Origin of the sequence: Winogradskyella sp. (assembly GCF_045105575.1) — a bacterium.
GTDB lineage: Bacteria > Bacteroidota > Bacteroidia > Flavobacteriales > Flavobacteriaceae > Winogradskyella.
Genome location: NZ_JBGCDQ010000019.1, coordinates 1 through 11,533, shown reverse-complemented (window position 1 = coordinate 11,533; position 11,533 = coordinate 1). Strand labels below are relative to the sequence as shown.

Annotated in this window: 11 protein-coding genes and 1 pseudogene; 4 read left to right on the top strand and 8 right to left on the bottom strand. The window is 32.7% G+C overall.

Annotated elements, in window-relative coordinates; genetic code table 11:
• Together AB8B52_RS04790 and AB8B52_RS04785 are read right to left on the bottom strand one after the other, a co-directional pair.
• Positions 1–276: hypothetical protein (locus tag AB8B52_RS04790; protein ID WP_406025766.1), on the bottom strand; the 276-nt coding region annotated here is incomplete at its 3' end.
• 467 nt (positions 277–743) lie between these two features.
• A complete protein-coding gene (locus AB8B52_RS04785; RefSeq protein ID WP_406025764.1) occupies positions 744–1,373 on the bottom strand; it encodes a hypothetical protein in 630 nt (209 codons plus the stop codon).
• A gap of 345 nt (positions 1,374–1,718) precedes the next feature.
• Here AB8B52_RS04785 and AB8B52_RS04780 point away from each other — a divergent pair.
• Positions 1,719–1,931 (top strand): annotated as a pseudogene (locus AB8B52_RS04780) (single-stranded DNA-binding protein); the annotation flags it as partial.
• Positions 1,932–2,016: 85 nt separating this feature from the next.
• Here AB8B52_RS04780 and AB8B52_RS04775 read toward each other — a convergent pair.
• From AB8B52_RS04775 to AB8B52_RS04755, 5 genes are all read right to left on the bottom strand, one after another.
• Positions 2,017–3,324, bottom strand: coding sequence for a T9SS type A sorting domain-containing protein (locus AB8B52_RS04775; protein WP_406025763.1), 1,308 nt, complete (start codon positions 3,322–3,324; stop codon positions 2,017–2,019).
• Positions 3,325–3,455: 131 nt separating this feature from the next.
• The gene (locus tag AB8B52_RS04770) at positions 3,456–3,662 is read right to left on the bottom strand and encodes a hypothetical protein (RefSeq protein ID WP_406025761.1); all 207 of its coding nucleotides are present in this window, start codon (positions 3,660–3,662) and stop codon (positions 3,456–3,458) included.
• A 369-nt stretch (positions 3,663–4,031) separates the two neighbouring features.
• The gene (locus tag AB8B52_RS04765; protein ID WP_406025759.1) at positions 4,032–4,550 is read right to left on the bottom strand and encodes a ferritin; all 519 of its coding nucleotides are present in this window, start codon (positions 4,548–4,550) and stop codon (positions 4,032–4,034) included.
• A 355-nt stretch (positions 4,551–4,905) separates the two neighbouring features.
• On the bottom strand, positions 4,906–5,658 hold the full coding sequence (locus AB8B52_RS04760) for a T9SS type A sorting domain-containing protein (RefSeq protein WP_406025757.1): 753 nt from the start codon (positions 5,656–5,658) through the stop codon (positions 4,906–4,908).
• Between the two features lie 35 nt (positions 5,659–5,693).
• Positions 5,694–6,791, bottom strand: coding sequence for a hypothetical protein (locus AB8B52_RS04755; protein ID WP_406025755.1), 1,098 nt, complete (start codon positions 6,789–6,791; stop codon positions 5,694–5,696).
• Between the two features lie 83 nt (positions 6,792–6,874).
• On the opposite strand from AB8B52_RS04755, the gene AB8B52_RS04750 reads away from it, so the two are divergent.
• The 3 genes from AB8B52_RS04750 to AB8B52_RS04740 all read left to right on the top strand — a co-directional run bounded on the left by AB8B52_RS04750 (position 6,875) and on the right by AB8B52_RS04740 (position 10,788).
• Positions 6,875–7,399 carry an RNA polymerase sigma factor gene (locus AB8B52_RS04750; RefSeq protein ID WP_406025753.1) on the top strand — a complete coding sequence of 175 codons (525 nt, stop codon included), beginning with the start codon at positions 6,875–6,877 and terminating at the stop codon, positions 7,397–7,399.
• Between the two features lie 202 nt (positions 7,400–7,601).
• Positions 7,602–8,510: a FecR family protein gene (locus AB8B52_RS04745; RefSeq protein ID WP_406025751.1), complete on the top strand. Its 909-nt coding sequence runs from the start codon at positions 7,602–7,604 to the stop codon at positions 8,508–8,510.
• Between the two features lie 46 nt (positions 8,511–8,556).
• A complete protein-coding gene (locus tag AB8B52_RS04740) occupies positions 8,557–10,788 on the top strand; it encodes a TonB-dependent receptor plug domain-containing protein (protein WP_406025749.1) in 2,232 nt (743 codons plus the stop codon).
• On the opposite strand, the gene AB8B52_RS04735 is transcribed toward AB8B52_RS04740, so the two are convergent.
• Positions 10,789–11,533 (bottom strand): histone deacetylase (locus AB8B52_RS04735; protein ID WP_406025747.1); only part of this gene is annotated, 745 nt, incomplete at its 5' end. It abuts the gene before it with no gap.

Sequence of the window (11,533 nt, the reverse complement as noted above, 5' to 3'; positions counted from 1 at the left end):
CTCAGTGGCAGATTCTATGGATTCTGCTTTTAGTATCATATTTCCACCTATAATTTGATTGTCCGAAACATGAAATCCTTTTTCCATAGATAAATCTGGTGAAACTTTTTTGCCTTCAAAACCTAATTGATGGGTGCTTACCAAGTTTCCTTGCATAGCGATTCCTCCAATAAACTCGCCCCAAAGTTTTTGCATTTCTTGTAATTGTTCTTGAGTCGGTTCTTCGTTGCTTGGTTCGTATCTAAATAGCAACATAAATTCTTTTGATTCTTTCATCTTATAATTGTTTTATTTTAATGATGATTATTGATAAAGTGTTTTCTTATGTTGATTCTAAAGTACTCGTTTAATAAAAAATAAGTTGAATTAAATTTATGAAATGAAAATCTAGTTTATAAAGTTTTAAAGATGATATAACTATAAAAAAGCGCAAACCAAATGACTTGCGCTTTAATAACTGTGTTTTGTATACGTTGTTGGTAATAGTTTTTTTGATTACAACTAAAAAGTTATACTTTCTCTTTTAAATTAAGATATATATTAATCTTATTTGATGGTTCTCCAAACCATTTTCCGTCACTTGTGGTTAACATAATTAATCCTATATTTTTTGCAGGAAGTGCTCGTTTATATCGTTTGTCATTTTTTTGATTGTTTTTTCGAGTTAAAGTTAATTTTTTAGTTCTCTCAAGTGAGAGAATATAAAGTGAATTCCTAATTAATTATCGCTTTTTATTTTAAGTTCAAAAATAATTTGTCTTAATGTATAAAATGGCAACTACTAAGAATGTAATTAAAAAAGCCGTATAAGCTATTTCTAATTGTACATAATTCCTAGATATACTTTTGCTCATAAAATAGTTAAATCTTGTAAGGTTGCCTATTTGTAAGTTTTGACTTTTCAAAACCTTTTTCATTGATGATTCATATTCTTCGAATTCAGGAACCTCAAATAGCATGAAGTTATTTTCTTCTAAATTCGGATATTTTTTCTTTATGGTTTTGTTAAACACTTTATACATGACGTAACTAAAAGGTTTTGCCGCAAGAATTGCAAAAATTAATGAAATAGAAAGTCCAATAATCAGTATTGGAACTATTAGATTGTTAAAGGATGAGTTTCCTTCAAAATAACCTTCGAAGACTATTAAAGCAGAAATTATTGCAGTGTTTATTCTAATCAATATTGCTGCTTTTTTATCAGCAATGGAAATTGAATTCATTATAAGTCTATTCTGATTTTTTAAATAGATTCCAAATGATTTTCTTGGCTCTTTTTTTGTATCATATATATCATTTACTAAATTGCTTTTTGTTTCTAATATCGCTTTATCTAAGTCTATATCATTTGGATGCTTGGTTTCGCTTCTCATTTCTAGTCTAATTTGTTATTGTAAAATTGCTTAAAAATCACTTTTATGCTTACATAAAATCGTTCCCAAAAGTGTGAGTTATGTCCCTTTTTTGAGTATTACCGCCAACATCAAGATAAAGTCTAAGACTCAGTTTTTTATCTAAAAATGTTTTTTGCAACATAATATCCATTCTGTAATTTATAAATTATAATACTTTTTAAATTTACTATTTGATAAGTGAAAAAATGAGTTTGTGGACTGTAAGCCTGAGGATAATAATTCCAGAAGACAAATATGCTAAAGGTATCAGACTATCAAGTTATGCAGTATTAGTAGTTATTGTTGTAAGTATTGATTGTGAAACGAAATTTAAAAGGAGAAAAGGTAAATCCTGTTTCAATGCACAACATCGTAGCATGGGGAAAAACGGCACAAATTATTGAAAAGTACATTACAAAAGGTAAAGAAGTAGCCATAGAAGGCAAACTAACCACACGCTCTTGGGAAGATAAAGATGGTATAAAGCGCTACATTACAGAGGTAGTTTGTAGTGAGCTTTTGATGCTTGGTAAATAAACTACCGACAATATAAAGAGGTTGCCTAAAACTATTGTAATAGTATCTAGGTAACCTCTTTCGTTTTTTTAAAAAATAAGATGAGTTATTCTTTAACCAGTTTTTTAATAACAGTATGGCCTGTTATTGTATTACTTATTCTAACAAAATAAAGTGCAGGTTTTAAATGCTCTAAATTAGAAATAGACAGTTTACCATTAATGGCGGATTTTGTAGTGTTAAGTATTACTCTGCCATTAATATCTACAAGGCTTACATTAAATACATCAGTAGTATTTGAATTAAATTCTATAGTGAAAGAAGTATCGAAGGGGTTCGGACTGATGTTCACTGTATTTAAATTAAAATCATTAACCGATAATAATGAACCTCCACAAATACTCCAGCCCATATCTTCCATAAAACCAAGTGTTACTAAACCAGGATCATGGATGGCTTCACCACGAGAAATAAAAGGAGTCATTAATGAATTGGCATTTCCTGGTGGATACGTGGCCTCATCCCAATGGCTATAACTAGAGCCTTGCCTAAATACTGCTGGTGCATAAGTAGAAGGCTTTATGCCGTTATTTTGTAATGTTGTAATAGGGCCATTACTGAAAAGATTATTTCCTGTAAGTTCCGTTAACAACACAGCGGATGGATCTGCAAAACTCGTTATAGCTTCTGGTGTGCCGTTTTCAATAAAATTGTCCCAAACGTTTACAAAACCATTATTCCTTAAAACGCCTTCTGTTGGCATATCTGGATCATCAACTCTGCCAAATCCGAGAATGCCTAAACCATGACCAAGTTCGTGTAAAACTACAGAAACAAAATCTATTTGGTTACTTGGAGTATTGCCATCGATTCCAAAGTAAAAGTTAGCAGTACTGCTAAACGTTGCATTAATATCGTTAGAAAATGTCTCTGATGCATCAGGTAATTCTGAAGCTTCTAATTTTTCGGCCAAAGCAAGTGGAAAAGCGGTATTTGATGGTACACCTGGTACAGAGATCAGTCTAAAACCTGCAGGCCCAGCTCCACCAAGGACACCAGGATCTAGAGGTCCAAAATTAGCTTCCACTCTAATCGGTACCACAGATTCAAGAGCGTTAGACCAAATATCTACAGCAAACTGAAAAGCGGCTTCAGCTTCTGGTGTAAAACCGTTATAATTCACTATAAATGTAGAGCAATTACTACCACCTCTTGCCATTTTTTGAAGGATATACTCAGGAACATTAATTTTAGAAACATGTGTTTCTGCGCTTGGGTAATATTTACAAACGTCCCAATCTATGCGAATTGTAGTATTGTCATCAGTTTCGCTTTGTGCAACGACAGCAAAAGAAGAAAAGAATACGAGGCTGCATGTGAATGCAAAATTTAAAATAGTAGTTATTTTTCTCATATGATGATGTTGGTCAGTACTAGACTGGTAAAGTTAATAATCTAAGTCCATAAAATATGGATTTACTTACAATAAAATGCTTTATTAAATTGATAAACGATAGCATCTGCACCTTCTATATATTGAAGATATTAAATAGGTGTTAATATTAAAATACTTTGTGGTGCAAGGGTAAATGGAATACTATCGATACTAATTTCAATAGCCTGAGCGTTTGCCCAAGTAAAGGTGTAAAATTCGGCTTGCTTAGGGTTTCTAAATGACTTAAGGTCTGTTTCGTTGCCAATATTAAGAACGGCATTTGTAGAAAATTCTTTAAAACTATAATCTATAGCCACTAAGTCTAATTAGCCACTAAATCATTACAAAGTCGATTAAAGAATAATTACGCTACCTTTTTTAATAAATCAAAACAAGGACATTTTTTGCAACGTTTGTTTTCAGATTTCTTAAATTTCTTACAGCATTTAGACTTTACTTTACCAAGTGTTTCGAGCCCAGAAGTTTCGAGAACTTTAATCCGCTTCTTTTTTAACTTTTTGTCTTTTTTCTTTTTGCCCATTGAAAAATTGTATCAACAGTACAAAAATACCTATTTTTATTTATTCTAAATAAACTTTAACAATTTTCTGTCAGATTAAGGCACAAAAAAACCTGATCGTTTATGAAGAACAATCAGGTTATATTTTTAATCATTGATATATCAGTTATTGCACTGGTATGTCTGCAGCAGAGCTTACTGTAAGTTGTTGAATATCTCTATCAAACAAATACAAACCTCCTTTATCGTCACCAATCATTTTAATTTTATCGAGAATGTTTCTTGCTGTAGCTTCTTCTTCAATTTGTTCGGCAACATACCACTGCAGGAAGTTATGAGTAGCATAATCTTTTTCTTGAAGTGAAATATGAACCAATTCATTGATGCTTTCAGATACAAAAATTTCATGCTCTAATAATTTTTCAAACATCCCTTTAAAAGAGTTGAAGGTGACACTTGGTGCATTCAATTCAGATATATGTGCATGCCCTCCACGTTCGTTTACAAATTTTATTAGTTTTAGCATGTGTTCACGTTCCTCATCAGATTGGTCGTACATAAAGTTAGAAATTCCTTCTAAACCTTTTACTTCTGCCCAAACAGCCATCGCTAAATAGGCTTGGGATGATTCTGCTTCGATTCTAATTTGTTTGTTTAATGCAGCTTCTATGGTTTTTGATAACATGTCTTTATTTTTTTTACTAAGATAAGAATAGTTAAAGTACCCATAAAATTTTTGTGATAATTTAGCTTAAGTTTTACAGTATTTATAATCTTTCTAAAATTAGACGCTATGATATAATTCTTGAATGAATTCAGAATAGATTTGGAGTTCCTTTTATTTAATATCTAAAGCGCAGTTCAATTATGATGCTTTTGAACGTTTTGTTTCATAACCCTTTTGAAGATTCTGTTGACTTCTAAAACTAAAAAATTTCATCTCAATAACGTCCTTTTTTAAGAGCATAGCCTAAGCAACACAATTAAGTATAGTCGAAATTGAGATGAAATAAATGAGTAGTGTTAAATAAAGATTGAGATTAATTCTTTATAAAACGCTTTGTTTCTGTACTATTTTCTGTTACAATTTTAACAAGGTACAAACCAGTATTCCAATTAGCAACGTCAATTTGTAAACCGTTGTTAGCACTAATACTTTGGCTAAACACACGTTTACCCAAAATATCATGTACTTGTACTGTTCCTGAGGAAATAGTATTTGTAAAGTCAATATTTAAGGTAGTTGTTGTTGGGTTTGGGTATAAACTAATAGTGCTTGTTGTTTCAAAATCATCGATACCTAGAGTTACCCAGTTACTTACACCATTTTGAGTACCATCTCCACTATATTGGTAAGGTGGAGCAGTAGTCACAAATGTACCTGCGTCCCAAAGACCTGCAGCAACGGCTGTTGCTTCCCTACTACTTGAAGCACCTGTTCCCCATTGTACAAAATCTAAAATTGCGGTACTAGAGCTAAAGCTAGAACTATTATATAAAGCAAATTCACCATTACTAGCAACTAAGTTTAATGAGCTTGCAACATTAAGCTCTTCGTCTGGAGCAAGTGTTGTAACGGAAGTCATTCCATCTAACTGAGCATAAGCAGGACGAACGCAAAACCAATATCCACTAATAGTAGCATCAGTATCGCCAAAGTTTTTAAGCGTAACAGAATTAGTTGCAGGATCTACTCTTAAAATTCTAACATTTGCTTGAGCGCTTAAATGTGTTAAGCCTAACGTTAGCATCACTAGCATTAATGTGGCTTTGAGTGTGTAATTTCTTTTCATAATTTTAATTTTTAATGGTTATTGTTTATTTATTTTTAATTGCAGTTTTTTACATATTGAATGCGATCAACACCAATTCTTAAATCAATTTCTGTTTCGTTACTACAGTTTTTTACTTCTTGTAAAACCCAATTATTATTACATAAGGGTAGTGCTGGAATATTTATGATGATTTCAATATTATTTTCAGAACCACTAGTAACCCAAGTGCCAGAAACGGTTGTGGTATTCCATGAGACATCCATGGTGCCATCATCAGAGAAATTAAAAGCATAGTTGTAATAAACAGCGTCGTAATTAGTATTGTTATCGCGTCTTAGTGTATTCACAGACCAGTCATTACAACTTATTAATAAATTTTCAATTTCCGCAAGTACACAAGTGTCGCAATCGTCGTCATTATAATCGTAGTCGTCATCTTCATCACAAATATCAATAGCATTTTCAATTTCTAATTCTAACTGATTAAAATTAGTAATCATTAGTTCCGAATTATCCCAAAGTGTTACCATAAGTGGAAATTCCATGGTTACAATATCAGACGTATCAATAGTTGTTACAAAATTGTAGAGCTGACGGTCATTCTCAATAAGTAGCGTTTCTAATAATTCTTCATTCACATTAAATGTAGACGCTTCAATAGGATATTGAAAATCGATACACTCAATATCGTCATCGCTCATATTTTCTCCATTACACGCATTCCTATAAAATTCTAATTCAGTAATGTTACTAATACTAATTTCAGTAAAATCTGCTTGAATTATGGTAATGGGATAGATAATAGTTAAGCTGTCTATATCGTCATCAGAAGCATCAAAAACACATTCTAAAGTTTTAAAATCTGCTTTAGAGTTCAATGTAATTTGCGCACCATTAGCATTTACAACATACGGAAAAGCAATATCAAAACAGTTGGCCTTATCTACAATGTTGTTTATAGAACCATCGTTGGTGGCAGTGCGCTCCATTAATAATGATGTATTAGTCGTTGCTGTTAATCTTTGATCTTCAGGCGCTTGTATAAATTGGGTTTCTTCCGTTCTACACGAGGAAAATACCAATGAGATTATAAAAAGAAGTAAAATATAAGGCTTTATCTTCATGATGGCTATAATTTTATGTGTTGCCATTTCTTATATAACAATTAAGATTTAAAAACTCCTGAACTTTTCTAAAAAATATTTCAATATCTTGCAATTTAAACCAATATGCCTTGCCACAAGACTTAAATGACAATATTTGTGAAGCTTCCGCTTTTGAGCGTGTCTATACCAAGTATGCAAACGATTTACATAATTTTCTATATTATAAGTATGGGTCGCAATTTAACCCTCAAGATAAAGCCCAAGATGCGTTTATAAAACTTTGGGATAATTGTAAGAAGGTGACTTTTGCCAAAGCAAAATCGTTTTTATTTACAGTGGCAAACAATATGATGCTGAATGAAATTAAGCATCAAAAGGTGGTTTTAAATCATCACAAAACAAAACCAAAACATTATACAAACGAGACTCCAGAATTTATTTTAGAGCAAGACGAGTATTTGGAAAAATACAATAAAGTATTGGCAAGTTTGAATGAAGACCAACGCGTGGCTTTTTTATTAAGTAAGGTTGAAGGCAAAAAACACAGCGAAATTGCTGAGTTTTTAGGAGTAACGCAAAAGGTGGTAGAATATAGAATTTATAGTGCTTTTAATATTCTGAAAAAAGAATTAGAAAACTTTAAGATAAAGTAAGAGCTTGCTTATTTTTATCTTTAGAAATCTAGTAGATAAACTCATGTTTGTACGCGTGGATTGTCCCCTTGAAAGGACTTTAGCGTTGTTCTTGTAAAAAATAACGATTAAATAAGATGGATTAAGAAATTGCTATAATATATTTAAAAAAAGAATCAGGAGAAACAAAACCGAAGTTGTTATATCAATAGGAACGCACAAAATGAAAGAAGACGATTTATTAAAAAAGTGGTTAAACAACGACCTCACAGATGCAGAAAAAAAAGCATTTAGTGAGCGCGACGACTATGCAATAAATCAAAATATAATAGAAAAGGCAGAGCACTTTAAAGCATCAAATTTTTCTAAAGCGAATGATTTTGAAACCTTTAAAAATGCCTACCAAAATAGAACACCTGTAAAGCGTCTTAATTGGATAAAACCTTTAATGCGTATGGCTGGTGTCTTTCTTATAGGTTTTGGCTTGTATTTTACCATTTTTAACTCAGACCTTACCGAAACTCAAACCTTAGCGAGCGAACAAGAAACAATTAGTTTACCAGATTTATCTGAAGTCACCTTAAATGCGGCATCTAAAATTACGTACGATGAATCGACTTGGAATTCTAAACGAAGTTTAAACCTTGATGGAGAAGCCTATTTTAAAGTAGCGAAAGGAAAAACTTTTGATGTCATTACAGATAATGGAATCGTTACCGTAGTCGGTACAGAATTCAATGTAAAATCAAGATTAAATTATTTTGAAGTCAAATGCTATGAAGGGATTGTAAAAGTAACATCAGATACCATTGTGCGACAATTAGTAGCAGGTGAAACCTATCGTGTTCTAAATAAAACATTCACGGAAGATAAAATAACAGATTTACAACCAAAATGGACTAACAATAGAAGTGCCTTTAAGGCCATACCTTTTAAAACGGTTATTGAAGAACTAGAGCGTCAGTACAATGTTGAGGTCACGTTTAAAGGAGTTGATAGTAGCCGATTATTTACAGGACACTTTGTAAATGATAATCTTGAAAATGCTCTTATCTCCATTACAAAACCCATGAATTTATCGTTTGAAATTAGTTTACCCAATCAAGTACTAATTCATGGTAAAACAAACTAGGCACTACATTTTCATCTTATGTTTTAGTGTTATAGGTTCTTTGGTAATGCATGCGCAAAAGACTCAAAAATCACTACCACTCAGTGACATCTTTAAAACTTTAGAAGTTCAATTTAGCGTTCAATTTAACTATGCTGAAGATGCCATTGCTAAGGTGCGTATTGTGCCTCCAAAAAAAGATATAGCATTAAAAACGGCTCTACTTTATTTAGAAGAAAAAACAAATTTCAGTTATACGTTAACCACAGACAATATGGTTTTGGTGGTTGCAATACTAGCAAATCAGACGCTTCAAGAATTATCCGAGGTTATGCTTTCTGGTTATATCGTTAGAGGAATCAATAAGTTGAATAATGGTGCTTTTGAGATTGATATTTCAGACTTCGATATTCTTCCAGGTTTAATTGATACTGACGTGTTACAGGCTGTACAGGCATTTCCAGGCATTCAAAGTAGTAATGAAACAGTTTCTAATATTAATATAAGAGGAGGCACGCACGACCAAAATTTAATCCTCTGGGACGATATAAAAATGTACCAATCAGGTCACTTTTTTGGTCTCATTTCTATGTTTAATCCTCAAATTACACAACGCGTTTCACTGACTAAAAATGGCTCTGGCACCGAATTTACTGACGGTGTTTCTGGGACAATTGCGATGGAAACAGACAAAGATTTGAGTGATGCATTTAAAGGAAATATAGGCTTAAATTTTATTGATGCTAATGGTTTTGTAGATGTGCCTATTGGCGAAAAATCGTCTTTACAAGTCGCAGCACGAAAATCAATTAGCGATTTTACTGAAACACCAACCTATAATAACTTTTTTGAGCGTATTTCTCAAGATACCGAAATAGCAAATAACAGTGCAAATATTATAAATTCTGATAAAACATTCGATTTTTATGATGTTTCCTTGCGTTGGCTTTATAACATAAGCGATAAAGACAAACTGAGAGTCAATTTTATTAATGTCGCTAATCAGCTCGTATTTAATGAAAATTCTATGGTGAATGCGGTTGAAGATTCTCGAGAAAGTAGTTTAAGTCAAAATAGTACTGCTGGTGCTATTGCTTATTCAAGACTATGGAATAGTAAATTTGAAACCAGCTTTGAGTGGTATGAAACGGATTATAAATTAAAATCGATAAATGCGAATATTTTAGACGCACAACGTTTTCTTCAAGAGAATAAGGTGTCTGAAACCAGTGTAAAATTTAAGGCCGATTATAAAATTAATACCAATTTAACCTGGCGAAACGGCTATCATTTTGTGGAGACGCAAGTGACCAATTTAGATGATGTTGACAGTCCTTTGTTTAGAAATCTGGTGTCTGAAGTGGTGAGAACACATGGTATTTTTTCTCAACTATCCTACCAGTCTAAAGATAGAAATACCAACTTTATTGGTGGTTTACGTTATAATTACATTGGGAAATTCAGTAAACATCTTTTGGAGCCGAGATTGAGTTTTTCGCACAAATTTTTGAATCATTTTTCTTTTGAAGTCTTGGGTGAATTTAAACACCAGAATACATCACAAGTCATTAATTTTCAGAACGACTTCTTGGGTGTTGAAAAGCGACGTTGGCAATTATCTAACGACACTGATATTCCTGTTATTACAAGTCGGCAAGGTTCTGTTGGCATGTCTTTTAACCAAAGTGGTTGGTTAATTAGCGCAGGAGCCTATTATAAAAATGTAAAAGGTATTACCACGCAAAGTCAAGGCTTTCAAAATCAATATGAATTTATTAGAACCATCGGAAACTACGACGTTAAAGGTGTTGATGTTATTGTAAGAAAGGAACTTAATCAATTTAATACTTGGTTAAGTTATGCATATATGAATAATCATTACACGTTTGAAGCTTTACCAGAAACCAACTTCCCAAGTAATTTTGACGTAACGCATGCCATTACCTTCGGAACCAATTATACCGGAGACCACCTTAAATTATCTGCAGGTTTAAACTGGAATTCTGGTCGTGCTATTACAAACCCGGTTATGGGAAATGAAATTAGTAATGATGCCATTAATTACCAAGCCACAAATTCTAACCAACTCCAAGATTATCTCAGGGTTGATATTTCTGGCTTATATGACTTTAACCTCAGTAAAAGCAAAACCGCTAATGTCGGATTATCGGTTTGGAACCTTTTAGATAAAAAGAATATTATCAATTCATTTTATAGGCTTAATAATGGTGTTGTTGAAGACGTTAATCAGCGGTCTTTGGGTTTTACTCCTAATGTGGTGTTTCGTGTTAATTTTTAGCTAAAAGAAAATATCCTGAGCTAGTCGAAACGTATTAGCATGCGCATCGACAATGGTTTTAATATCTGGAGAATAACCACCTCCCATACTACACATTACAGGAATTTGATATGTTTTGCACTGCTCTAAAACAAAACAGTCTCTTTCTTTACAGCCTTCAACAGATAGCCCTAATTTCCCTAATTTATCAGACGCAATCACATCGACTCCACATAAGTAGTATATAAAATCGGGTTGTTGCTCGGCTATCAATTTTGGTAATGTGGACTTTAGTAAGTTTAAGTAAGTAGTATCATCCGTATCATTTTCTAAAGCGATATCTAAATCACTGATTTCCTTTTTAAACGGATAATTACTTTTACCATGCATAGAAAAGGTAAACACAGCGTTGTCATTTTGAAAAATTTCAGCCGTGCCATTGCCTTGGTGTACGTCTAAATCTACTATTAATATCTTTTTGGCGAATCCTTTATTCTGAAGATAACGTGCGCCAATCGCTTGGTCATTCAATAAGCAGAAAGCTTCACCACGATCGGAATAGGCATGATGCGTTCCTCCTGCAATATTCATCGCAATGCCATGTTTTAAGGCAAATTCACTTGCTTTTATAGTGCCATCCGCAATAATAACTTCGCGTTCTACTAGAACTTCACTTAGGGGAAATCCTATTTTACGAGCCGCTCTTGGGTCTAAGGTAATATTGACCAAGTCATAGTAATACTCAGGCGTATGAACGGTGAGAATA

What these genes read in the sequence shown, in the direction of transcription:
- AB8B52_RS04745 (WP_406025751.1), top strand. Translation starts at nt 7,602, where the DNA reads ATGAAAGAAGACGATTTATTAAAAAAGTGGTTAAACAACGACCTCACA.
- AB8B52_RS04740 (WP_406025749.1), top strand. Translation starts at nt 8,557, where the DNA reads ATGCATGCGCAAAAGACTCAAAAATCACTACCACTCAGTGACATCTTT.
- AB8B52_RS04760 (WP_406025757.1), bottom strand. Translation starts at nt 5,658, where the DNA reads ATGAAAAGAAATTACACACTCAAAGCCACATTAATGCTAGTGATGCTA.
- AB8B52_RS04765 (WP_406025759.1), bottom strand. Translation starts at nt 4,550, where the DNA reads ATGTTATCAAAAACCATAGAAGCTGCATTAAACAAACAAATTAGAATC.
- AB8B52_RS04755 (WP_406025755.1), bottom strand. Translation starts at nt 6,791, where the DNA reads ATGGCAACACATAAAATTATAGCCATCATGAAGATAAAGCCTTATATT.
- AB8B52_RS04775 (WP_406025763.1), bottom strand. Translation starts at nt 3,324, where the DNA reads ATGAGAAAAATAACTACTATTTTAAATTTTGCATTCACATGCAGCCTC.
- AB8B52_RS04785 (WP_406025764.1), bottom strand. Translation starts at nt 1,373, where the DNA reads ATGAGAAGCGAAACCAAGCATCCAAATGATATAGACTTAGATAAAGCG.